The following is a 24,949-nucleotide window of genomic DNA, read 5'->3' as shown; positions in this document are numbered from 1 at the left end:
CATGAGCAACGCACTTGCCTTCGCCACGGTCACCCAGGCCCTGGCCATCCTCATCGCGAACAACCTGCGGCCCGAGATCGACATGGCGGTCTCGGTCGAGACCCGCAAGCCCCCGGCCGAGCCGCCCACCGAGCCGACCATCAACGTGTTCCTGTATCAGGTCACCCCGAACGCGTCCATGCGCCACAACGACCTGCCCACGCGCGCCTCGGACGGCACGCTCCTCAAGCGCCCGGCCGCGGCGATGGACCTCAACTTCCTGATCAGCGCGTACGGGGACGAGACGGAGCTGGTCGGGCAGCGCCTGATCGGGTGCGTGGTGCGCACACTGCACGAGATCCCCGTCCTGCCGAAGGACGTGATCGAGGAGGCCGCCGAGCGGCCGTATCTGGCGGGCAGCGACCTCGCGGAGTCACTACAGAAGGTGCGGTTCACGCCCATCCAGATGGACGTCGACGAAACCTCGAAGCTCTGGGGCATGCTCTACCAGACGCCGTACACCCTCTCGGTCTGCTACCAGGGGTCGCTGGTCCTGGTGGAGGGCGTGGAGCGGCCGGTCCCGGCCAAGCCGGTGGAGCGGTACACGGTACGGGCGGCGCCCTTCGGCGCCCCGGGCGCGCCGGAGCCGCCGCGGCTGCCGGGCTCTGACGGAACCGCGGAAGCCACGGAAGCCACGGATGTGACGTCGCCGGAGGCGGTCGAGCCTGCCCAGGACGCTCCGAGGCCCGCGAAGAAACGCGCCGCGTCCAAGTCGGCGGCGAGGAAGCCCACGAAGACGGCGGCGAAAGCGGCCGACAAGACCGCCGAGCCAACCGCCGAGAAGGCCATACCCACCGGCCCCACAGCCTCCCCCACTCGCACCCGCAAGGCACCGGGCACCAGGGGTACGCCCAAGGGCCAGGAGAGCTGAGGCGCGGTGCGGAAGACGGGGGCGGGTGAACGCATGAGCACCCACGAGGGAAGCGGACCGGCCACGGCGGACGGGACGGCGCTGGCCGCCGCCATCCAGGCGGTCCTGGCCCGCGTCGACGCCCACGCCCGCCGCGCCCGCGCGAAGGCCGGGACAGACGCCGAACCGCCCGAAGCCGAAAGACCAACCGCGGACGGCGCACGAGCCGGGGACACCACACCGGCCCCCGCGCCCCGCGGCGAGCTGCCCGTCACACCACCCCCCACCCGCGACCCCGGCACCCTCGACGCCCTCGTCACCTGCTTCGGGCTCAGCGACTTCGAGCGCGAGGTCGTCCTGCTGACCGCCGCCGCCGAGCTGGACCCGACCACCGCCGCCCGCTGCGCGGCCGCCAGCGGCGACCCGGCCCGTACGTACCCCACCTTCTCGCTCGCGCTCGCCGCGCTCGCCGAGCCGCACTGGAGCGCGCTCACCCCCGTGGCCCCGCTGCGCCGCTGGCGGCTCGTCGAGCTGGAGGACGAGACCCGGCTGACCACCACCCGGCTGCGCCTCGACGAGCGGATCCTGCACTTCCTGGCCGGCTCGCCGTACCTGGACGCCCGCCTGCACGGCCTGCTGCGCCGCGCCCCCGTCCCGCAGGCACTCCCCGCCTCGTACGACCTGGCGGCGAGCCGGGTGGCGGCGGGCTGGACCGAGTCCCGTCCGGAGGCCCCGCTGCGGGTCGAGCTCGTCGGCGGCGACGTGCCGTCCCGTACGGACATCGCGGCCGCCGCCGCCCGCCGCTCCGGGCTCGGCCTGTACGCCATGGCCGCGGAGGATCTGCCCACCGACCCGGCCGAGCGCGACCGTCTCGCCCGCCTGTGGCAGCGCGAGGCGATCCTGCTGCCGGCGGCCCTGCTCCTTGAGGTCGGCGAGCTGGACCGCGAACAGGCGGCGGCCGCCGACGCGTTCATCGCGGGCGCCGCCGTACCCCTCGTGGTGTCCAGCCCGGACCCGCGCCACACCGACCGGCCGCGCGGCGAGCGGGTCACCGTGCCCCGGCTCGACGACGAGGAGCAACTCGGCCTGTGGTCCGACGCCTTCGCCGACGTCCCCGAGGTCGAGGAGGCCCACCTCCGCTCCCTGGTGGCGCAGTTCCAGCTGCCGCCGCACGTCATACGCTCCGCCGCCGCCACCGTACGCCGCGACTTCCCCGACGAGGACGAGCTGGACGCCACCGAGCTGGCCTGGCGGGCCGGGCTCACCGAGGCGCGGATCGGCCTCGACGAGCTGGGGCGCCGCATCGAGCCGGAGGCGGGCTGGGACGACCTGGTGCTGGCCGAGCGGCAGCGCCGCATCCTGCGCGAGATCGTCGCGCACGTACGCCGGCGGGGCACCGTGTACCAGGAGTGGGGCTTCGCCGGGACGCTGCGCCGGGGTCTGGGCGTCACCGCCCTCTTCGCGGGCGGCTCCGGCACGGGCAAGACGCTGGCCGCCGAGGTGATGGCCAAGGAACTGGGCCTCGATCTCTTCATCATCGATCTCTCGCAGGTGGTCAGCAAATACATCGGAGAGACCGAGAAGAACCTGCGCAAGGTCTTCGACGCCGCAGAACGCGGCGGCGCGCTGCTGCTCTTCGACGAGGCGGACGCGTTGTTCGGCAAGCGCAGCGAGGTGAAGGACAGCCACGACCGGTACGCCAACCTGGAGGTCAGCTATCTGCTGATGCGGATGGAGGCCTACCGGGGCCTGGCCGTCCTCACCACCAACATGAAGAAGGCCCTCGACCCGGCCTTCATGCGCCGCATCCGCTTCGTCGTCGACTTCCCCTTCCCCGGCGAGAGCGAACGCGCCGAGATCTGGCGCAAGGTGCTCCCGGCCCAGGCCCCGATGAAGGACATCGACGCCGAGCGGCTGGCCCAGCTGACCGTGTCGGGCGGCTCGATCCGCAACATCGCCCTGTCCGGCGCCTTCCTCGCGGCCGAGGAGGGCGACCGGCTCCAGATGCGCCACATGCTGGCGGCGGCGCGCACCGAATACCTGAAGCTGGAACGCTCGCTCACGCCCTCGGAGGTCCACGGATGGGTCTGAACGAGGGGTACGGGCAGCAGCCGCAAACCGTGCGCGTGGAGATCGGCGAGCTGGCGCTGTCCGGCTTCGACGCGCGGGTCGACCCGGACCGGGTCTCCGCGGCGTTCCAGGCCGAGCTGTCCCGGCTCGTACGGGAGCGCGGCGTACCGCTGGCGACGGACGGCGAACACCGCGCTCTGGACGTCCTGTCGGACCTTCCCCCGCTGCCCGCCACCACCTCCCCCACCCGCCTGGGCGAGGCGCTGGCCCGCGCCGTGCACGCGGGCCTGTCCGGAAGGGGGCGAGAGCGGCCATGAGCACCTCCCAGGCCTCGGCCCAGGACGACCGCTCGGCCCAGTCCGCGAAGCGCCGCAAGCGCAAGGAGCGCACGGCCAACTCCCGTACGCCCGAGCCCAAGGACATCGTCAGCGGCGCAGGCCAGCCACTGGACCCGAGCGTCCGACGGGAGCTGGAGGAACAGCTCGGCCACGACTTCAGCCGCGTCCGCCTGCACACCGACCGCGACGCGGGGCAGCTGACGGAGCTGCTGGGCGCGGACGCGGTGGCGGTCGGCCAGGACATCTTCTTCCGCGAGAACACCTTCCGGCCCGGTACGGCGGAGGGACAGCGCCTCCTCGCCCACGAGCTCCTGCACACCGTCCAGAACCCCCACGGCCTCGGCGCGCTGCGCGCGGGCCGCGACGTGGGCGCGGTGTCCGTGCGGCAGGACGCGATCGAACGCGAGGCGGAGGGGAACGCGGCCGCTCCGGACCGGGCCGCCCAGGTCGAGGAGGGCCGGGCCACGCCGGGCTGGCTGCGGTACACCACCGTGGACGCCGACCGGCACCGGACGGAACAGATCGACCCGGCGACCCTCGTGGACCGGCTGGCCAACTCGGTCGTGCGCTCGCTGCGCGGCGACCCGGAGGACCGCTCGAAGCGCACCCGTATGCAACTGGCCCGGCTGTCGGACGAGTTGCAGGACGCCGTCCTCGACCGCCTTGAGACCAGGCTGCTCAGCTCCGAGCAGGAGCGGGTGCTCGACCTGGTGGACGAGATCGAGGCCGACGGGGATCCGGAGCGGGAGTCGCTGGACGCCCCGGTCGTCGAACCGGATCCGGTCGAGGAGCTGCTGTTCGAGCGCGATACGGAGCGGCGGACGGCGGAGGAGGAACGCGAGGAGGAGCGGCGGCCCACTCCGGCACCGGGCCCGGAGACGGACCAGCCTGCCGAGGAGGGCGCCCCCGGCAGCACGCCGCGGAACGGCGGTGCCGCGGAGAAGGAGGGTCGCGGCGGAAGCCAGGAGCGGAAGCCGGGCGCGGGCGCGGGGCGCGAGGGCGGAAGCTCCGCGTCCGGCGAGCCATCCGGCGGCCAGGCCCCAGCCGCACGGGCCGCGGCACCCCAGTCCCAGCAACAGTCGGCCTCGTCCTCGTCCTCCGGCGGGAAGTCCGGGGGCGGGCAACAGGGCGGCGGCGAGAAGAAGTCCGAGGGCGGCGAGAAGGGCAAGGAAGGGCAGGATCAGCAGGGCGTCCCGACCCCGAGCAAGGAGGAGTCGGCGGCCAAGAACCGTCCAGGCGCGGTCGATTCGCTCGTGGCGGGCCAGCAGCTGAAGCAGGAGGACAAGCGCGGGGCCGAGAGGCCTACGGGTTCGCCGACGACGTCTGGCGAGGACACTCAGCAGCCCGGCCCGTTCTCCACGCTCGACGGCAAGCGCAATCAGGACGTCGAAGGCCCGGAGGAGAAGGCCGACGAGGACCCGTTCGCCTCCGGCAGCGAGTCGGAGGTGGATGTCGGGGGCGGGGAGCAGAGCGCCTGGGACGTCAAGCTCCAGCCGGAGGACTTCCTGCCGGCCCAGGACCTCGATGTGTCCGGCGTACCGACCGCGGACCGGCTGGACCCGTCCTCGTCCGCAACCCCGCCGGTCCCGTCCTTCCCCGCTCCCCCGGTGACCAAGGCCGACAAGGTGCAGGCCGAGCGGGACGCGGAGGACGCCGAGGACGAGGCGGCGGAGGCAGAGCCCGAGGAGGACGGCACCGAAGCCGTTGCCGACACGGAGCCGGCGGCCGAGGAGGACGAGGACGGTCCTGGGGGCGGGACGCTCGGCGGCCTCGCCCTGGAGCAGGCTGCCGAAACACGGCCGGGAGCGGGCGCGGCATCGCGGGATCCGAAGAGCGGCGCCGATCCGAAGGCCGGGCCCGTCGACGCCCAGGTGACGGTGCAGCAGTCGGCGGGGAAGTCCGAGGGGGGCGGCGAGGCCAAGGAACAGGCCGCGAAGGAGGAGAAGGGCACCCCCGCGGCGGGCGACAAGTCCGGCGGCGCGCCGGAGAAGGCGTCCCAGCAAGCGGCGGGCGGTCAGGCGGCGGCCCAGGAGCCCGCGGCCAAGGAGGAGCAGAAGAAGACGGACGCGGCTCCGGCGGGCAAGAGCGAGCCGACGGCCGACGCACAATCCCCTTCACCCGCACGGGACACCCAGGTCTCCGGCGGGTCCAACGCGGATACGCCGGGTGGGGCGAGCAGCGGGGCACAGAGCGAGCAGAGTCCCCCTGCGGAGCGTACGGAAGCCCCGGCCGAGGCTCCGGCAGCGGCTCCGGCGGCGAAGTCGGCACCGTCCGCCCCGGAACCCAAGCAGGCCGCCGAGCCCGAAACCCCCGCCCCGGCAGCGGCCACGAAGGGCACGAAGCCCAAGTCGGCTCCCGCCGCCAAGGCACCGGGCGGTGGCGGCGGAGGGGGTGGAGGAAGTGGGGGCGGCGGTGGCAAGGCCTCCGCCCCGGCGAAGGGCAAGAAGAAGAACGCAGGCCCGGCCCCGAACCTCTCCCAGGTGTCCCCGGAAGCCGGTCTGTCCACCGCCTCCAAGCTCAAGCCCCACGCGGCGCTTGAGGCCATGAGCGGCGTGGGCGGCTCAGTGGACCGGACCGTCGGCGACGAACACAAGGCGCTCGCCGCCGCGCCGCCCTCGATGCAGCGCCCGGCGGGCGCTCCGCAGACCCTCCAGGGCAAGCCCAAGGCCGACGCGCCGGCCCAGTACTCGCAGGATCCGGCCCAGAAGTCCGAGGCCCCCGAGCAGGAAGAGGCCGAGGTCACGGGCGCCAAGGAGCCCGAGGGCCAGATCGAGGCGGAGAAGGCCGAGGAGCCGGGCGGCTGGGACACCTTCAAGATGGCCCTGGGCTTCGGCATCGGCAAGGTCCTGAGCTGGGTCGGCTTCAAGGTGGACGCGCAGGAACTGGCGGCCAAGTTCGCCGGGCTGCCGACCAAGGACGAAGCACTCAAGCAGGCCCAGGCGGGCAACGCGCCGGGCGTACAGATGCAGGGCGCCGCCGACCAGACGGCCGGCGAGCAGGGCTCCGCCGTCGACACCAAGGGCCAGGAGACCGTCAACACGGGCCGCGACGACGCCGCCCGCCCCATGGGCGAGGACCAGGTCTACCCCGACGCTCCCAAGGAGGAGATGGCGGCCAAGGTCCCCGGCCGGCAGGGCGGCGGAGGCGGCGGGCCCGGGGGCGGCGCGTCGACGGGAGCCGTACCGCCCGAGGCCGCCTCGGAGGTGGCGGAGCACGAGCGCGGGCCGCAGTTCCAGGCCGCGTTCTCGGACGGCCGGAAGAGCATGTCCGAGGGGCGGCAGGCCAAGGACCGCGACTTCCGGGGCGGTCAGCAGAAGCACAAGCAGCAGGTCGACGCCGAGATCGACACCAACACGAAGAGCCAGGCGAGCGAGCGCGAGAAGGCGATGACGGAGGTCACCGCCAAGCGTGAGGACTGGCGCTCGGAGCAGGACAAGGAGCTCCAGTCCCTCGGCGACAAGAAGACCGAGCGGCACGAAAAGATCCGCAACGACGTCAAGGACAAGGAAGAGCAGACCGACAAGGACGTCGGCAAGGAGAAGGACGACAGCGACAAAAAGATCCAGGACAAGAGCGACCAGGCCGAACGGGATGCCGAGAAGAAACGCGACGCCAGCGTCAACGACTCGGGCAACTGGGTCAGCAAGGCCTTCAACTGGATCAAAGACAAGGTCATCGAGATCAAGAACGCGATCGTCCGCGTCATCAGGGAGGCGCGCGACGCGGTCGTCAACTTCATCAAGAACTTCAAGGAGACGGTCGAGCGCTGGATCAACGATGCTCGCAAGGCCATCGTCGATGCGATCAAGAACTTCATCAACGACCTGATCGAGTTCGCCAAGGCGATGGTGCGGGCCATCGTCGATCTGGCCAAGCGCATCCGGAACTTCATCACGGGGCTGATCAACGCCGCGATCGCCCTCGTCAACAAGCTCGCCAACATGCTCAAGCAGATCATCACCGATCTGCTGAACGCCCTCGGCAAGCTGCTGAGCAGCATCCTCGACATCCTCAAGAAGGCCCTTCAGGCCGCGGTCGACGCAGTCGTCAGCGCGGTCAAGGCGGTTCTGGACTTCGCCTCCCAGCTGCTGAACGCGCTCGGCGCGTGGATGCTCATCGCCGTCGACTTCCTCATGGACCCGGGCGGCTGGCTGAGCGGCGCGAAGAACTCGGCGGTGGACGGCGCGAAGAACCACCTCTTCCGCGAGGTCTCCTCGGCCGTCAAGCAGTGGTTCCAGGAGAAGATCCAGGAGATCATCGGCGTCCCCAAGGCGATCCTGGACAAGCTGATCAACGGCGGCTACAGCCTCGACCAGATCGTCAAGGAGGCGTGGGCCGCCGTCGTTCCCCAACTCCCCTTGATCATCGGCGAGCTGGTCATCACGAAGGTTGTCGCCAAGCTGATCCCGGGTGCGGGGTGGGCGATGGCGGTCATCGACGCCATCCGCACGGCCTGGGGTGCGCTGAGCGCGATCCTGCGGGCGCTGGGGATGGTTCTGGACTGGCTGAAGGCCGTCCGCATGGGCGGGGCGGGGGTGCTCTTCGCGAAGGCGGTCGCGGCGGGTGTGGTCGCGCTGCTGGAGACCTTGTACCAGTGGCTGCTGAGCGGCATCGGCAAGTACGTGTCGAAGGTGGGCAAGCGGCTCAAGGGGGTCGCGGCGAGGCTCGGCAAGGGCAAGGGCGACAAGGGCGGGGCCAGCGGCAAGGGAGCGGGCGCGGAGGGCTCGGACCAGCGGGGCGACAAGCCCGGCGGCCAGAAGACGCAGCAGCCGGACCCGAACAAACACAACACCCCCGCGCCCGCCCGCCCGACGACCACCACCACGACCAAACCAAGGCCCGCCACAAAACCGGACCCCGCGAAGCCCGCGGCGCAGCCATCAGGCAAGCCGACGAAGGCCGACGCCAAGACCCCGGCCCCCACGACCAAGGACAAGAACGGCAAGCCCAAGCCCACCGAAGACCGCCCGAACACCCGCCCAACCCCGGCCGCGAAGCCCAAGCCAAATCCGGAGCCTCCCGCGAGGCCCAAGTCCGAGCCGGAGCCGAAGCCCAAGCCGAAGGAGGACACCACCCCGGGCAACAAGCCCAAGGACGACCGGGGCGACACCCGGGGCAAACCGCAGGAAGACGGCAAGGACCCGAACAAGCCCAAGACGGACGGCAAGGATACGCCGGATAAGCCGAAGCCGAACAAGGAGCCGGACGACAAGAAGCCGAAGCCAGACAAGGACACACCAGACAAACCCAAGCCCCGCCCCGACAAGGACGGACCGGACCGGACCAAGTCCAGGCCGAATAAGAAGAGCCCACACAAGCCCAAGCCCCGTCCCGAAAAGAGTGGCCCGGGAAGGCCCAAGTCCAAACCAGAAAAGGATGGGCGGAAGAAGGAAGAGAAGCAGTCCAAGGACGAGCGGCTGGGCGACGCTGTCAAGCGCATCCGCCGCATCCTGAGGAAGCGCCTTAAGCCCGGAATACCGCAGACGGCTCATCTGCAACTACTCGGCGCCCTTCGCCAGTACTACCGACTCACGAGCCTGTTCAAGGAAGGAAGTCCCAAGTTCAACATCAGGGCGACCCTTAACCCCGAAGAGGACGTGCTCAACGGGTTCTCGGAGGAAATGAATGATTACCTGAACCAACACAGCCTGCCGGACCCTGAAATCATTCCTCAGCCGCGGATGGGCCGACGCCCTGGCCAGGAAACCGAGGCAACATTTGTGAACGCAAAATGGGCCGACAGGAACGGGCAGGCACCCAGCGGGCAGTACACCGAGGGCTGGACATACGTGGACGACCATGGCCTCAACAGCCCTGGAAAGCCTCAGTGGGACCGAATGCACCTCATCCCCAGGCAGCTTGGCGGGCCCGCCAAGACATCGAACTTTGTGCCAGCACTCAACTCGATCAATGGCCCCTTCTACGATAGCTTCGAGAAGTTTGCAGCCATGACATTCGGGTCAATAAACAAAAACCCGGAGAATGTGGGCTGGTATAAGGTCGAGTTGACGCGCTGGGAAGGAGGTTCCCCGTATAAATATCCGGGGCGGATGATCGACCCGGAAAAATACGCTGCGGGAGACTATCCGCCCGGATTCCCCAAGACATTCACGGCATCATGGGGACTCTACAGCAGGAAGCCGGAAGCAAATGGAAGAAGCCGTTTGGACTGGGATAAGTTCGACCCGATCACCAGCGCCACTCTACCCATTCCCGCACCACCCATACCCGGCAGCAGGCCGGCTCCAGTCAACATAAACACCGCGAGCAAGCAGGAACTCAATACGGCCCTGCGAGAGACACCCAACTTTATAACAGCCGTCCAGGAAGTGAGGGACGCGGAATACGCCAAGGGACTCCCGAACCGCTCACAACCCTTTATCGACATTGCAGATATGCGCAATAAACTAGATACATGGAAATCATCCAAGGGCATGCCCCTATACACGCTCGACGAGGCGATGAAACGGGTCGAAGAGCGCCACAGGGCAGGACACTTTACATTCTCGTAGAACGGCAAGGAGCGGAGGAGATCAATGTCGTCGCTTACACGGAACGAGCAGTTACATCTGGACTCTATTAAAGAGATCGAAATGTGCCCTCTTTTGGAATATCAATGCAGCGGCACAGACCTGGAAAGGCCACTCTCCAGCATCCTTCCGGAAGAATACGATGAATCATGGGAGGGGGTGCGTTTCAGCGAAAACATGCTTGGCTGTTATCTTCGGTTCTATGAGCTCGGCACCGCATGGAGAACTGTCAAGGATCTACCGGATGCCAGGGGCGAGTTCAACCTCATCAATTTTCACGACGCCCTCCAGGTCAGCGATCCCGGGACAGGAAGAGGGAAAACAGACTTTCATCGTGAATTCTTGTCGCAGCTATGCCCAATCGATCGAACACCCAAATCGGGTGCAGGAATTCAGACCTACATTCGCATGCAGGCGGACGTCGAGGAACTTGAACTCTGGTACAGCGACATCGCAGACATCGAGCAGCCACCCCATCCGCCAGGGTTCATTAAGCTTGAAATCGGCTACTGCGAATATCTCGAAACGCTGCTCCTTACCAAGGGGGCGTACGGCTGGCAGTATCTATTCGCAGACATCTCGCTGAGCAGGCAAGATTTCTCGGAGAACGCAAACAACCTCAAGAACATGCTCCTGGTATTTCCAGAACTCTTTCCGGACCGCGACTACTCTTCCCTTCGCACCCGTCTCGAGGCCCGCCTGTGACCCGCTACGCAGACATACCCAGGCCCATCCGCTCCGGCATCGTCATCGTCGACCCCGAGCGCGGCACCCCCCAACGCATCATCGTGTTGCAGTTCAACCCCGACACCCTGGAACGCTCACTCTCCCCCCAATCCGCCGGAGACCAGGCAGACGGCGGCGGAGGCGGTAGCGGAGGCGGGGACAGAAACGAGGCCCTGCGTCTCAAGGGCCCCGCCCAGGAGACATGGAAGTTCACGGCCGAAATCGACGCGACCGATCAGTTCGACGTCGCGGCCCCCGACGGGATCCACCCCCAACTCGCCGTCCTCGAAATGCTCGTGCAGCCGACCACCGCCCAACTCCGCGCCGCCTCCAACCTCTCCAAGAAGGGCACCATCGAGATCAGCCCCATCGAAATGCCACTGACCCTCTTCACCTGGGGCAGCAAGCGCGTCATGCCCGTCCGCATCACCGAGCTCTCGATCAACGAATCCGCGTTCGACGTGAACCTCAACCCCATCCGCGCATCCCTCAGCATCGGGATGAAGGTGCTGACCGTCAGCGACCTCCCGGCCGGCCACCGAGGCGCCGAGCTCTACCTCGCGCATCTCGCGCAGAAGGAGCGCCTGGCCAAGGCCGCGCGCAGTGGAAGTCTCAGCTCGCTGGGGCTCAACAGCGGTGACATCTGATCGGGGAGGGCACAGCAGACATGGCCGGCATTGAGCCTTACGAGAGCGCGCTGGACGAGATTCCGGGGTCACACCCCTATCCCCGATCCAGCCGCTACCACGACGCCGAGATCGGCGTGCACATACAACCGGACGGTACTCCCGTCCGATACGCCAAGCGCAGGCTTCTCCCCCCACTCCCGGACCCCGGCGAGGACACCACTCACGAGGACACCGCTCCCCACACCGTCAGCAGCGGCGAACGCCCCGATCACCTGGGCCGGCGCTACTTCGGCGACCCCGCCCAGTGGTGGCGGATCGCGGACGCCAACCCGGTGCTCGATCCCCGGGAGCTGACCGCCGAGCCCGGTGAGGAGATCGACATCCCGGGCGGGTTCCCGGGAGGTGGTCATGGCCGATGAGCCCGTCGGGCAGGGGCCGATCCATCTCGAGATGCGCATGGGGCCCAAGCTCACCCGCCCCGTGCCGCCCGAGGTCACCGAGGCGCTGCTGTCCGCGCAGATCACCATGACCGCGGGCGAGCGCAGCGGCTTTCAGATGGCGTTCGATCTGACCAAAAAGGGCGCGATCATCGAGCGGTTGCTGCCCGAGGGGTTCTTCGACCCGCGCACGAGGGTGGTCGTCACGGCGTCCATCAAGGGAACGCCCGTCGTTCTCCTCGATGGGCTGATCGTGCGCCACGAGGTGGGCGCCAGCAATCAGCCGGGCCAGACGACCCTCACCGTCACCGGCGAGGACCTGACCCTCCTCATGGACCTCGAGGAGCGGACCGACCGCTACCCCAACCTCGCCCCCTACCAGCGCGTCACCCGCATTCTCGCCAAGTACACGGACTACGGAATCGACGCCCACGTCGTCAAGGAGCAGATCCTCCAGCCGCCCAATGAGCGATACCGCGTCGACTACCAGACCGGCACCGACCTCCAGTACGTCAACGACCTGGCCCGGGCCAACGGCTACACCTTCTATCTCGTCCCCGGGCCCACGGCCGGCCACTCCACCGCCTACTGGGGCCCGGAGAAAAGGCTCGGTGAGCGGCAGCACGCCCTCAACGTCAATATGGACGTCAACTCGACCGTCGATCAGCTGACTTTCGCCTACGACGGCACTGCCCGCGAGGAGCCCCAGGCCCGGGTGCAGGATCCAAGGACCCGTACATCCACGCTCCTCGCGCAACCCGATATCAGCCCCCTCCGCCCGCCCCTCGGCAAACGGGCCACCCCCGCCCTCAAGCGCAAGACGCTCTCCGGCACCGCCAAGAAGGACCGGCCACAGGCCGAGGCTGAAGCCCTGGCAAGGGCGGCCACCTCCGCCGACGCGATTTCCGGTTCCGGTTCGCTCGACGTCAATCGGCACGGGTATGTCCTCCAGCCGCGCGAGTTGGTGGGGGTCCGGGGCGCGGGGGTCACCTACGACGGCGACTACTACGTCAAATCGGTCACCCACAACATCCGGCCCGGCTCGTTCCAGCAGAACTTCACCATCTCGCGCGAAGGGCTGATCGCCCGGAGCGGCACCGTTCGTCCGTAAAGGATCAGGAGCGCCCATGGCGGCAACCCCCAACAACCGATTCCTCGGCAAGTTCCGGGGCCGGGTGCGGGACAACCAGGACCCGCTCGGAATAGGCCGGATCACCGTCGAGGTGCCCGATGTGCTCGGTGGTGAGGTGTCGACCTGGGCCATGCCCTGCTTCCCCTTCACGGGGGATCAGCAGCGGCCCGCCGGGCAGTACGTCGTGCCGTCCGTCGGGGCGGGGGTGTGGGTGGAGTTCGAGCAGGGGGATCCGAGCTTCCCGATCTGGACGGGGTGCTGGTTCGGGGCGAACGACCAGCTGCCGGAGGACGCGCGGAGCGATCCGGCGACGGCGCATCCCGTCGTGATCCAGACGCCGGGCAAACACAAGATCGTGATGTCCGACGTCCCGGCCGACGGAATTCTGCTCCAGGCCCCCGGCGGGGCCTACGTGAAGATCGACGCGAGCGGGGTGCACATCAACAACGGCCAGGGAGCGTCGATTTCGCTGGTCGGAAATCAGGTCGACATCAACGAGGGCCGGCTGACCGTGCCCAAAAAGCGTTAGCTCGAAGAACGGGGAGGGACAACAGACGTGTCCGGGAATTCCGGGAATCTCGTCGGCCACACGGAAACCGTGATCAGGTGCCCGCACGGCGGACGCGCGCGGCCGGCCTCCGTTCCGTCGTCCGGCGTGCGGCTCGACGGGCAGCCCGTGCCGACCGCCGATGACGTCTTCATGGTGGCCGGCTGCCCGCACACCGTCGATGGCGTCCCGCTGCCGTGCACCACCGTCCGGTGGACTCCGGACCGCGACGCGGTGCTGATCGACGGCGTGCCCGTACTGCTCGACACCTCCACGGCACAGTGCTTCAGCGCGGGGCTCGTGCCGCAGGGGGCGCCCGTCGTCGACGCCGCGCGGCAAGGAGTGAGGTGCGGATGAGGGCCCGGACGGTACGGACCGATATCGCGTTTCCCTTTCGTGTCGACCGGCGCGGGCGCACCGCGCATGCCGACTACGACGACCATGTGCGCGACCTGATCGAACAGTTGCTGTTCACCAGCCCCGGTGAGCGCGTGATGCGGCCCGACTTCGGGTGTGGGCTGCTGGATCTCGTCTTCACCCCCAACAGCCCGGAGCTGGCCTCCGCCGTGGAGCTGTCCGTGCAGGCCTCGCTACAGCGCTGGCTCGGCGAGCTGATCGAGGTGGAGTCCCTGGACGTGGTGAGCGAGGAGAACGTGGTGCGGGTCCATCTGCGGTACGTGGTGCGCTCCACCGCCAGCCGCCGCGACGAGGTGTTCGAGGGGAGGGGAGCCGCATGAGCGCCACACGTCGGCGCCTCATCAGGGCCGCCCACCTCAACGGGATCGACGCCGTCGAGGTCGGCGATGACGGGCTCACCCTCACCGTGACCTTTCTCGGCAAGGCCCCGCACGGCCTGTGCCCGGAGAACGTACGCGTCGACGGCGGCCGCCGGATCACCGGCATCGAGGTCGTCGAGATCTCCGTCGAGCGCGAGGAGGACCCCGAGCTCGACGACAAGCTGTACGTCACGGTCGACCGGGCCGGGGACACGTCCGTCTACCGGCTCTCCGTCGTCGAGACCGATCCGTACGGGCAGCCGGGCACCGAGCCCTTCCCCGGGTTCGACCAGCGGTACCACCAGGCGGAGTTCACCTTTCGGCCCGACTGTCCCACCCCCTTCGACTGCAAGGACGAAGGAGCGGACTACCCGCCCACCTTCCGCCCCGCCCCGGTCATCGACTACACGGCCCGCGACTACGACACCCTCCGCCAGGTCGTCCTGGACCGGCTCCGCCTCACCACCCCCGACTGGGTCGAGCGCAACGCCGCCGACCTCGGCACCACCCTGGTCGATCTGCTCGCCTACACCGCCGACCAGATCAGCTACCACCAGGACGCGGTGGCCACCGAGGCGTACCTCGACACCGCCCGCCGCCGGGTGTCCGTACGCCGCCATGTCCGGCTCATCGACTACCCGATGCACGACGGCTGCAACGCCCGCGCGTTCGTCACCGTCGAGACGGTCGAGCCGCTGACGCTGCGCCCCGGGGAATTCCGCTTCGCCGCCGTCGACGTCCGTACGCTCGGCCCGCTCGACCGCCCCGACCTCGGCACCGTGCTCGACGACCGCGAGCTGGCCGTGCTGGACGAGCGCGGCTCGGTCCAGGTGTTCGAGCCGGTCGTGGCCGACAGGCCCGCCCGGCTGCTGCCCGCCCACAACACCATCCGCCTGTGGACCTGGGGCGGCGATGTCTGCTCGCTGCCCGTCGGCGCCACCTCCGCGACGCTGCGCGACGAGTGGGCGGACGAGAAGTGCGAGGCCCGGAGGCTGGACCTGAAACCCGGCGATCTGCTGCTGTTCGAGGAGGTGCTGGGGCCGCGTTCCGGCACGCCCGGCGACGCCGACCCGGCGCATCGGCAGGCGGTGCGCCTGGCCTCCGTCACCCCGGCCGTCGACCGGCTGGCCGAGCAGCCGGTCCTGGAGGTCACCTGGGCGCGGGAGGACGCCCTCGCCTTCCCGCTGTGTCTGTCGGGCACGGCGGGCACGCGAGGCGGCACGGACTGCGCGCCGATCGAGGACGTGAGTGTGGCGCGGGGCAATGTGGTGCTCGTCGACCACGGCCGGTCGCTGACGTATCGCTGCGGCACCCCGGAGACCTTCACCGTGCCGCCCGTCCCCGCCGTCCTCGGCTCCTGCTGCCCGCCCGCCTTCGGCTGCTTCGACAAGGACGCGGGGAACGCGCCCGCACGCCTCATCGACTCGCTCCTCGACAAGACCGGGCACGGGCGGCTGCTGACCGGCGAGGACGTACGGGAGCTGTTCACCACCGTCGGCGAGGAGCCGACCGGCCGGGCCGGGATCGGCCTTGAGCTGGCCGGACAGCGGCGCGAGAAGGTGGTGCCCGGCACGGCGTACGCGCAGGCCGAGGCGTTGCGGACGCTCCTCGCCCAGTCCGTCTACCCGGGCATCGCCACCCGCTTCCGCCCCGTGCTGCACCGCTCCCCCGTGGCCCAGGCCGTGCCCTTCCCCGACCCGCGCCATATCGCGGCCGGTCAGGCCGGGCACCTGGCCGCCGTCCCGGACCGTGTCCGGAGCCGCCTCACCGAACTGTGGCGCAGCGCCCGCGACCGCGACGGGCTCTCGGACGCGGAAGTCGCCGAGCTCACCGTCCTGTTCGGGCTACGGGTGCTGGAGCGGCTCGAGCTGGCCCGCCATCCCGTCCGGGCGCTGCGCGAGCTGCTGCACCGCTCCGACCGGCTGCTCGACCCCAAGCTGCGGCGCCTCGACGTACTGACGGCGAGGGCGCGGGCGGGCACGGTCCTGGACGGGCGCATCGCCTGGGAGATCGCGCACAGTTGGGGCCGCGCGTACGCGGCCGGGCTGCACCCGGAGGACCCGGTGCTGCACGGTCCTGCCGCCGCGCTCGTCCAGGATCCCCGGGCCGCGCTCCCGGCCGTACGCGTGGACGAGGACGGCGCGACCTGGACGCCGCACCGGGATCTGCTGAGCTCCCGCCCCCGCGACCGGCACTTCGTCGGCGAGCTGGAGGACGACGGCCGGCTCGCGCTGCGCTTCGGCGACGGCAGGCACGGCGCCCGGCCGAAGCCCGGGGCGCACCTCGCGGTCCACTACCGGCTGGGCGGCGGAAAAGCGGGCAACGTGGGCGCCGAGGCGATCAACCATCTGGTGCTCTGCCGAGACGCGGACGCGGCCGACACCGGGCGGCCCATGCCGGTGGCCGGGGTGCGCAATCCGCTGCCCGCCGTCGGGGGCACCGAGCCCGAGCCGGTCGAGCAGGTGCGCCAGCTGGCCCCGCTGGACCTCAGGCGCACCCGGCACCGGGCCGTCACCGCCGAGGACTACGCGGCGCTCGCGTCCGGGCTGCCCGGGGTGCAGCGGGCGGCGGCGGAGATCCGCTGGACCGGCAGTGTGCAGGAGGCGCACATCGCCGTCGACGCGTATGGGACGGGGGCGCCATCCCCCGCGCTGCTTGACTCGGTGGCGCACGTCCTGGAGGGCTACCGCCGGATCGGGCACGACCTGGTGGTCGGCCCGGCCCGCCCCGTACCGCTGGACATCGCGGTCGAGGTGTGCGCGGCGCCCGGGCATCAGCACGGGCAGATCCTCGCCGAGCTGTACCGGGTGCTGGGCGGCCGCCGGCTGTCCGGCGGGCGGCTCGGCTTCTTCCACCCCGACGCCCTGACCTTCGGCGAGCCGGTGCGGCTGAGCCGCCTGGTGGCCGTGGCGGCTGCGGTGCCGGGGGTGCTGAGCGTAGAGGTGGTCCGGCTGCGGCGGCTGTGGCACGAGGGCCTCGAGGGGCCGAAGGAGCCCGACGACGGCACGTCGTACGAGACGTCGGGCGGCGAGGCGCTGGACGAAGGCGTGCTGCGGATCGGCCCCCTGGAGATCGCCCAATGCGACAACGACCCCGACCGGCCCGAGAACGGCCGCCTGGCCATCGAGTTGAAGGGGGCCAAATGAGCGACCACCCGAACACCTGCGGATGTGGCTGCGGTGGACACGACGAGCGCCGGGCCCCCGGCGCCCCGCACAACCCGCCCGGCCGGGCGGCCCTGGACTACCGGGTCGGCGAGTACGGCTCCTTCCTGGCCGCCATGCTCGACCGGCTCGCCTCGCCCGCCTACCCGGCGCTGCGCGGCCTGACCGTACGCACCCCGGACGACCCGTCGATCGGGCTGCTGGACGCCTGGGCGGTCCTGGGCGATCTGCTCACCTTCCACTCCGAGCGGATCGCCGACGAGGGCTATCTGCGCACCGCCGACGACTACCGCTCGCTCACCCTCCTGGGGCGGCTGGTCGGGCATGTCCCGCGGCCGGGCGTGGCGGCCGACACCCACCTCGCGTACACGCTGGACCGGGATCCGCGCGCCGAGGACGTGGTGGTGACGATTCCGCGCGGGGCCATCAGCCACAGCGTGCCCGCAGCCTCGGGGGAGGAGTCGCAGACCTTCGAGACGAGCGAGGACCTGACGGCCCGCTGGGCCTGGAACGAGCTGGCGGTGCGGCGCCGCCGCCCGGCCCTGCTCGGCCCCGACGACCTGCGGCGGCGGTCGCGGCTCCTGCTGGCCGGGACCTCGCTTGCGCTCGCCGTCGGCGACCGGCTGCTGTTCGTCTTCGGCGGAACGCCGGACTCCGGGAGCGGTCAGGGGGCACCTCCCAGCGGTAGCTGGGGGAGGCTGCTGCTGCCGGTGGCGGCGGTGAGCGTCGACCGGGAGGAGGACGTGACGGCGATCGGGCTGCCGCAGTCCGCCCCGCCGTCCCTCAAGGAGCTGGTGGACGAGGTACGCCGGTGGATCACCGACCCGGAGGCGGCGGAGGACCCGGACGACCGGGGGGACGCCGAGCCCACCCCCGACCACCCCGATCCGCGCCCGGTCAGCCGGCTGATCGAGGACTTCGACGCGCAGGTGCTGGCGCCGCTGCGGGCCGACCTGGAGGGGATCACCACGCCGGGCCAGCTCGCCCGGCGGCTGGCCGAGCCGCACGACCGGCTGGCCGAGGCGCAGGTGCTGGCCGCCCCGTACGAAGAGGTCGCCGCCTGGTTCGAGCGGCTGGAGGCGGTGATCGGCGAACTGCGGGAGCGGGCCGGGGAGTCGGAGGCCGCCCGGTCCGACACGGTCCGGCCGCGGTCGCAGCTCGCCGCGGACCGGCCCCTTGAGACAGCGGCCGAGGCCGCCGCGCCGCACGGCTCCGCCGCCGTGCGCGCGCTCGGCGCCGTACTGCCCGCCCTGCGCACCCGCGTCGTACGGCCTCCGTCCGGCGCCGGGTCCCGGGCGGCGCATGACCCGGAGCGGCTGTTCGCGCCGGGCTCGGACCTGGCCGCCGGGCTGCTGTCCGCGCTGGACCCGCGGGTGGCCGACGGGATGTACGCGGCGTGGCGCCGGGCCGCCCCGCCCAGAACCGCTCCCGCCGCTCCAGCCGCTCCCGCCGTCCCCGTGCTGCGCGAGCTGCTGGCGATGCGGGTGACGGCCGCGCCCTTTGGGGCGACGGCGCCGCTCAGGCCCGTCCAGGACGACCGGGGCCGGGTGATCCGGCAGGCCGACTGGCCACTGACCGGCGGCGAGTTGACCAGCGTGCGGGTCGTGTTCGACCCGGCGGGCAAGGTGCCGGCGAAGGCGGAGTTCCAGCACATCGAGACCGGCACCTCGTGGCAGGTCAGCGAGAATCTGCCCAGGGACACGGAGTTCGACCTGGGCCCCGGCAAGGTCCGGCTGTCCACTCGCGTCGGCCAGGACCACGACCTGGGCTGGCTCAGGAGCCGCCCCACCGACTCCCAGGAGCCCGGGGTCACGGCGGTGCTGCTGCCGGGCCTGCCCGCGCTCACGCTGTTCGTCTCCCGGCCCGCCGAGGACGGCCGGGTGCAGGTCGTCGTGGCCAACGGCGACCCGCGGCAGTGGACGCTGACGCGCGGCCAGGCTCCGGTCCACGTCACCTACGGCCGGTACGAGCTGACCGTCCGGTACACCCCGGGCAGCGAGCCGCCGGCCGTCGAGATCGGCATCGCGACCGTGCCGGAGCCCGCCAACCGCTATGTCCTGCCGCTGGACTCGGTGCAGAGCTCCCTCGCGGTCGGCAGCTGGGTGGCCATCGAGCGCCCGCGCAAGGGCTCCACGGAGCCGGACGGCATCCCGGGCGACAAGAAGCTCGCGTTCGTCACCACGCGCGTGACGGCCGTGCGCACCGCCGCGTACACCAACTACGGCATCACGGGGCGCGGCACCGAGCTGACGCTCGCCGACCCCTGGCTCGACGAGCACGACGTCGTGCTCTCCGCGATCCGCGACACCACCGTGCACGCGGGCGGCGAGGCGCTGCGCCCGGCGGACGAGCCTCTGGGCGAGGACGTGCACGGCAACGAGATCGAGCTGGCGGAGCTGTACGACGGGCTGCGGCCCGGCCGCCGGATCGTCGTCTCCGGCGAGCGCACTGACATCCCAGGGGCGGCCGACTCGTCAGGTGTGCGCGGCACGGAGCTGGCGGTGATCGCCGCCGTCGACCAGCGCGTCGACCCCGAACTGCCCGGCGACCATGTGCACACCACCCTCACCCTCACCGCCGATCTGGCCTACCGCTACCGCCGCGACACCGTCCGCGTCCAGGGCAATGTGGTGCCCGCCACGCACGGCGAGAGCCGCGACGAGGCGATCGGCAGCGGCGACCCCGCCCTCGCCAACCAGACGTTCGCTCTGTGGCAGTCCCCGCTGACCTGGCTCCCGGCCGGCAACCCGCTGGGTGCCGTCCCCGCGCTGGAGGTGCGCGTCGACGGGCTGCTCTGGCACCGGGTGGACAGCCTGGCCGGGCGCGGCCCGCGCGAGCGGGTGTACGTCACCGGGACCGCCGCGGACGGGCGGACGACGGTGACGTTCGGCGACGGTGTGCACGGCGCGCGGCTGACCGGCGGCCACGAGAACGTACGGGCCCGCTACCGCTTCGGCACCGGCCGGGCCGCCAACGTGGCGGCGGACCGCGTCACCCAGGCCCTGACCCGGCCGCTGGGCGTCACCGCCGTCACCAACCCGCAGCCCGCCACCGGCGGCGCGGACGGCGACGGCCCGGGGCTGACCCGCCGCACCGTCCCGCTCGCGGTGTCCGCGCTCGACCGGCTGGTGTCCCTCCAGGACTACGAGGACTTCGCCCGCTCGCGCGCGGGCATCGGCCGGGCCACCGCCCGCGAGCTGTTCGACGGGCGGCGCAAGGTGCTGCATGTGACGGTCGCCGGGGTGGACGACGTGCCGATCGGCGAGGACTCGCGGGTGCTGCGCGCGCTGCGCTCCTCGCTGGCCGCCTACGGGGACACCCGGCTGCCGGTGCGCGTGGACGTACGGGAGCTGGTGCTGCTTCTGCTGGTGGCACGGGTGAAGGTGGCGCCGGACCACTCCTGGGAGCTCGTCGAGCCCCGGCTGCGCGCGGCACTCCTCCGCAACCTGGGTTACCTGGGCCGCGAGTTGGGGCAGCCGGCCCTGCTCTCCGAGGTGCTGGCCACCGCCCACGCGGTGCCGGGCGTCGACTATGTGGACGTGGACGCCTTCACCGGTGTCCCGGCCTCCAGCACCCCGCGGGAGCTGGCCGAGCTGGCCGCCCGGCTCACCGAGCCGAGCGCCGCGGTCCCCGCCCGGTGTGCCGAGTACGCCGAGGAGACGTACCGCGTGAGCGCGGCGGACGGCGAGACACTCACCGGCGTCGCCGGGCGCCACGGCATCCCGCTCGCCGAACTGCTGCGCCTCAACCCCGACATCACCGACACCCGCCGGCTGCCCCGCGGCCGCTCGGTGTCCGTCTTCCGCGGCATCCGCCCGGCCCAGCTCGCGCTGTTCTCGCCGGAGGTCCCGGACACGCTGATTCTCACGGAGGTCACATCATGAGCAGGGAGCCGGACGGGCTCGCGGAGCTGCTCCCGCAGTGGCATCGCCTCAGGGACGCGGAGGCGGGCGAGCCCCTGCGCGCCCTGCTCGCCGTGATCGCCGAACAGGTCGATCTGGTACGCGACGGGGTCGAGCGCCAATACGACGACTGGTTCGTGGAGACCGCCACCGCGTGGGTGCTGCCCTACCTGGGCGACCTGGTGGGCTACCGCCCGCTGCCCGGCTACGAGCGGGTCCTGGCCACCGGGCTGCGGGACGGCGGGCCCACGCACGCGTCCCGGCTGCGGCTGGCCGAGGCGCTCGCGCCGCGCCGGGACGTGGCGGCCACCGTCGCCAACCGGCGGCGCAAGGGCACGCTCGCGCTGCTGGAAGAGCTGTCCGTATCGGTGGCCGGGTGGCCCGCGCGGGCCGTGGAGCTGTCCCGGCTCACCGCACACCACCAGCCGGTCAAGCTGTACGGCGGAACGGGCGGCGCGGCGGCGGACACCCGCCGCCTGGAGCGCGGCCGGCTCGCCGATCTGCGGGACGGGTCGGCGCTGGACCTCGCGGGCGGGCCGTTCGGGACGGTGGCGCGCTCGGTGGACGTACGGCGCGCGGGCTCCCGGCGCGGGCAGGGCGGCTACACCCCGGCCGGGGTGCGGCTGTTCGTGTGGCGGCTGAAGCCGTACCACCTCACCAACGCGCCCGCGTACTGCATCGACCGGGCCCGCAACCTCTACACCTTCTCCATCCTCGGCAACGACACCCCGCTGGTCACCCGCCCCGAGCCGGAGCCGTCCGCCGCCCACATCGCTGCCATCGACAACGTGCCCGCGTACATCCGCCGCAGGCAGCTCGCGGACCGGCTCGCCGACTACTACGGGCCGGGCAAGAGCTTCACGATCTGGCGGGACGGCCAGGACGAGCCGGTGCCGCTCTCGGACATCGTGGTGGCCGATCTGACGGACTGGCGCTACCGGGCCAAGCGCGGCCAGGTGGTGGTCGACCCGGAGCTGGGACGCATCGCCTTCGGCTCGCGCTCGGCGCCGCGCCACGGGGTCTGGGTCACGTACCACCACGCGTATCCGGACGACATGGGCGGTGGCGAGTACGAGCGGGACGACCGCGAGACCTCCCCCGCCGCCGAGGTCTACCGGGTCGGCCCGGGGTGTGCGCACCAGCGGATCATGGACGCGTACCGGCAGTGGCAGCACGACCGGCGGGGCGGGCGGTGCGGCCCCGAGGGCATCATCGAGATCACGCACAGCGGCGCCTACCAGGAGCAGCTGGACTTCGACCTGGACCCGGGCGACCGCCTCGAACTGCGCGCCGCCGAGGGGACGCGGCCGGTGATCCGGCTGCTGGACTGGTACAGCAACCGCCCCGACGCGCTCAACATCCGGGCGCGGGAAGACCATGACGGCGGCGGCGAGGCGCCGCGCATCGTGCTGGACGGGCTGCTGATCGCGGGGCGCGGCCTCAATGTCACCGGGCCGGTGGGCGCCGTGGTGCTGCGCCACTGCACGCTCGTCCCCGGCTGGTCCCTGGAGCCGGAGTGCGAGCCGCGCTCGCCCGACGAGCCCAGCCTGGTGCTGGAGCGCACCACCGCGTGTGTGCAGATCGAGCGCAGTGTCCTGGGCACCATCGAGGTCATCGGCGAGGAGGTGCACACCGACCCGCTCGCGATCCACATCCGCGACAGCATCCTGGACGCCACCGGACACGACCGCCCGGCCCTGTCCGCCCCGGACTGCCGCCACGCGCACGCCGTGCTGTACGCCCACCGCACGACCGTCATCGGCGAGGTGCACACGCACGCGGTCGAGATCGGTGAGAACAGCGTGTTCACGGGGCGGATGCACGTGGCCCGGCGCGGTGTCGGATGTCTGCGGTTCAGCTATGTGCCGCCGGGCTCGCGCACCCCGCGCCGCCACCGCTGCCAGCCGGACCTGGTGGGGGCCGGGGAGGCGTGGCGGGTGCGGCCGCGGTTCAGCGGCGAGCGGTACGGCACCCCGGTGTACGGCCAGTTGGCCGCCGGGTGTGCGGAGGAGATCCGCCGGGGCGCCGAGGACGGGGCCGAGATGGGCGCCTTCCACGACCTGTACCAGCCCCAGCGCGAGGACAGTCTGCGGGCGCGGCTCGCGGAGTACACCCCGGCGGGCACGGACGCGGGAGTCATCGCCGTGACATGACACCGAGACCCCGACCCCGAGACCCCGACACCGTGCCCGCAGCCGCCGCCCAGACTTCCCGAACCTCCGAGGGGGACCTCTTCCATGCACGCCGATCTCTCGCGTCTCACCTTTCGGCCCGACCGCCACTACTCGGCGGTGGTTGCCCAGCAGGGCCGCGTACAGCTGGACGCCGACGCCAACGAGCAGGCCGCGATCCAGCTCCACCAGGCCCGTACGATCGCCGCCGACCTGATCGGGCAGCACGGCGGCCCGGCCGGGGACACCGGCTTCCACATCAAGTTCAAGGCCGGCAGCCGCGAGCTGGACGACCTGCTCATCGGCGGCGGCCGCTACTACGTCGACGGCATCCTGTGCGACGCGACCCGGCCGCTGCCCGGGGTGGCGGTCGACGACGAGGAACCCGCGGAGGGTGAGGCGGACGACGAGCCGGACGCGCCGCCCGCCACCTGGTCGTACTGGGACCAGCCCGACGCCTACCGGGACCCGGAGCGGCCGGGCGACCGGCTGCCGGACCGCCCGTTCCTGGCCTGTCTGAAGGTGTGGGAGCGGTCGGTCACCGCGGCCGAGGACCCGGCGCTGCGCGAGGTGGCGCTCGGCTCGGCGATGCCGGACACGGCGGCGCGGGTCAAGGTGGTGTGGCAGGTGCTGCCGCTGGCGGGCTCGGCCCTGGAGCTGGAAGACCTGGAGAACGGGGCCGGCGCGACCAAGGACCAGGTCCGCAAGGCGTTCGGGGACTGGGTGGCGAAGTCCGGGGCGGCCACGTCCCGGCTGGCGGCGCGCAGCGAGCGGCCGGAACACGCGGACGAGGACCCGTGTCTGATCCGGCCGGACGCCCGCTACCGGGGGCCGGAGAACCAGCTGTACCGGGTGGAGATCCACGAGGGCGGCACGGCGAAGGAGGCGACCTTCAAGTGGTCGCGGGAGAACGGTTCGGTGGTGTTCCCGGTCGATGAACTCGACGGCACTTGGGTCGAGTTGGCCACCCTCGGCAGTGACGACAAGCTGGATCTGAACGTCGGGGACCGGGTCGAGTTCGTGGACACGGCCTACACCAGCCGTGGCGAGCCGCTGCCGCTGCTGCGGGTGGAGGAGGTCGACCTGCCGGGGCGGCGGGTGCGGCTGTCCGGCGAGCCGGAGCCGGGCGTCGGGCGCCGCCCGGAGCTGCGGCCGTTCCTGCGCCGCTGGGACCACCGCGAGGGTTCGCGGCGGGCGCGCAAGGGGACGGCGGGGCGGCTCAGGCACGGCGCGGTCCGGGTCGAGGAGGGCCGCTGGCTGCCGCTGGAGGACGGCGTCGAGGTGTACTTCGCGCCCGACGCCACCTACCGCTCCGGCGACCACTGGCTGATCCCGGCCCGTACGGCCACGGGCGCCGTCGAGTGGCCGGTGAACGCGGCCCGCAAGCCGCTGCTCCAGGCCCCGTCCGGGATCCGGGTGCACTACGCGCCGCTCGCGTGGGTGGCGGCCGAGGAGGCGGAGGTGGATCTGCGGATGGCGTTCGGTCCGCTGGCCGCGCCGGTCCCGGCGGCGGACGCGGCGGCGCTCGCGGCGGAGGCCGAAGCGGAGGCCGAGGCCAAGGCCCGGGCGGAGGACGAAGCGCAGGAGTAGGCCGGGCGCGGGGTGGATTGAGCCCCACGCCGACGAGATCCGTACCCA

Annotated in this window: 15 protein-coding genes; all 15 read left to right on the top strand. The window is 71.4% G+C overall.

Features of this window, described 5'->3' with window-relative positions; genetic code table 11:
- The first annotated feature begins 1 nt into the window (after position 1).
- The 15 genes from ACZ4WQ_RS24250 to ACZ4WQ_RS24180 all read left to right on the top strand — a co-directional run bounded on the left by ACZ4WQ_RS24250 (position 2) and on the right by ACZ4WQ_RS24180 (position 24,901).
- Positions 2 to 910, top strand: coding sequence for a Pvc16 family protein (locus tag ACZ4WQ_RS24250; RefSeq protein WP_398373946.1), 909 nt, complete (start codon positions 2 to 4; stop codon positions 908 to 910).
- A gap of 33 nt (positions 911 to 943) precedes the next feature.
- Entirely contained in the window at positions 944 to 2,980 is a 2,037-nt protein-coding gene (locus tag ACZ4WQ_RS24245; protein WP_468022385.1) for an ATP-binding protein, read from the top strand.
- On the top strand, positions 2,971 to 3,276 hold the full coding sequence (locus tag ACZ4WQ_RS24240) for a hypothetical protein (protein ID WP_398373944.1): 306 nt from the start codon (positions 2,971 to 2,973) through the stop codon (positions 3,274 to 3,276). Before ACZ4WQ_RS24245 ends, ACZ4WQ_RS24240 begins: the two co-directional genes overlap by 10 nt.
- Positions 3,273 to 9,809, top strand: a complete 6,537-nt coding sequence (locus ACZ4WQ_RS24235) for an eCIS core domain-containing protein (protein WP_398373943.1) — start codon at positions 3,273 to 3,275, stop codon at positions 9,807 to 9,809. The genes ACZ4WQ_RS24240 and ACZ4WQ_RS24235 overlap by 4 nt, the downstream gene beginning before the upstream one ends.
- A 24-nt stretch (positions 9,810 to 9,833) precedes the next feature.
- A complete protein-coding gene (locus tag ACZ4WQ_RS24230) occupies positions 9,834 to 10,532 on the top strand; it encodes a hypothetical protein (RefSeq protein ID WP_385348212.1) in 699 nt (232 codons plus the stop codon).
- The gene (locus tag ACZ4WQ_RS24225) at positions 10,529 to 11,200 is read left to right on the top strand and encodes a hypothetical protein (RefSeq protein WP_398373942.1); all 672 of its coding nucleotides are present in this window, start codon (positions 10,529 to 10,531) and stop codon (positions 11,198 to 11,200) included. Before ACZ4WQ_RS24230 ends, ACZ4WQ_RS24225 begins: the two co-directional genes overlap by 4 nt.
- Positions 11,201 to 11,220: 20 nt before the next feature.
- On the top strand, positions 11,221 to 11,601 hold the full coding sequence (locus ACZ4WQ_RS24220) for a hypothetical protein (RefSeq protein WP_398373941.1): 381 nt from the start codon (positions 11,221 to 11,223) through the stop codon (positions 11,599 to 11,601).
- Positions 11,591 to 12,730, top strand: a complete 1,140-nt coding sequence (locus tag ACZ4WQ_RS24215) for a hypothetical protein (protein WP_358844664.1) — start codon at positions 11,591 to 11,593, stop codon at positions 12,728 to 12,730. Before ACZ4WQ_RS24220 ends, ACZ4WQ_RS24215 begins: the two co-directional genes overlap by 11 nt.
- Positions 12,731 to 12,746: 16 nt before the next feature.
- Positions 12,747 to 13,280 carry a phage baseplate assembly protein V gene (locus ACZ4WQ_RS24210; protein ID WP_311728434.1) on the top strand — a complete coding sequence of 178 codons (534 nt, stop codon included), beginning with the start codon at positions 12,747 to 12,749 and terminating at the stop codon, positions 13,278 to 13,280.
- 27 nt (positions 13,281 to 13,307) lie between these two features.
- Positions 13,308 to 13,655 (top strand): hypothetical protein, encoded by a 348-nt coding sequence (locus ACZ4WQ_RS24205; RefSeq protein ID WP_398373940.1) that lies wholly within the window; start codon positions 13,308 to 13,310, stop codon positions 13,653 to 13,655.
- Positions 13,652 to 14,035, top strand: a complete 384-nt coding sequence (locus ACZ4WQ_RS24200) for a GPW/gp25 family protein (RefSeq protein WP_311728432.1) — start codon at positions 13,652 to 13,654, stop codon at positions 14,033 to 14,035. The genes ACZ4WQ_RS24205 and ACZ4WQ_RS24200 overlap by 4 nt, the downstream gene beginning before the upstream one ends.
- The gene (locus tag ACZ4WQ_RS24195; protein ID WP_398373939.1) at positions 14,032 to 17,220 is read left to right on the top strand and encodes a putative baseplate assembly protein; all 3,189 of its coding nucleotides are present in this window, start codon (positions 14,032 to 14,034) and stop codon (positions 17,218 to 17,220) included. Before ACZ4WQ_RS24200 ends, ACZ4WQ_RS24195 begins: the two co-directional genes overlap by 4 nt.
- Positions 17,217 to 21,122, top strand: a complete 3,906-nt coding sequence (locus ACZ4WQ_RS24190) for a putative baseplate assembly protein (protein WP_398373938.1) — start codon at positions 17,217 to 17,219, stop codon at positions 21,120 to 21,122. The genes ACZ4WQ_RS24195 and ACZ4WQ_RS24190 overlap by 4 nt, the downstream gene beginning before the upstream one ends.
- The gene (locus ACZ4WQ_RS24185; protein ID WP_398373937.1) at positions 21,119 to 23,293 is read left to right on the top strand and encodes a hypothetical protein; all 2,175 of its coding nucleotides are present in this window, start codon (positions 21,119 to 21,121) and stop codon (positions 23,291 to 23,293) included. The genes ACZ4WQ_RS24190 and ACZ4WQ_RS24185 overlap by 4 nt, the downstream gene beginning before the upstream one ends.
- Positions 23,294 to 23,377: 84 nt before the next feature.
- Positions 23,378 to 24,901, top strand: a complete 1,524-nt coding sequence (locus tag ACZ4WQ_RS24180; protein WP_385348193.1) for a DUF6519 domain-containing protein — start codon at positions 23,378 to 23,380, stop codon at positions 24,899 to 24,901.
- Positions 24,902 to 24,949 lie beyond the last annotated feature (48 nt).

The organism is Streptomyces sp. NPDC028305 (assembly GCF_055569495.1).
The sequence above is the reverse complement of the archived record's forward strand: the minus strand, read 5'-3'. Positions and strand labels throughout refer to the sequence as shown.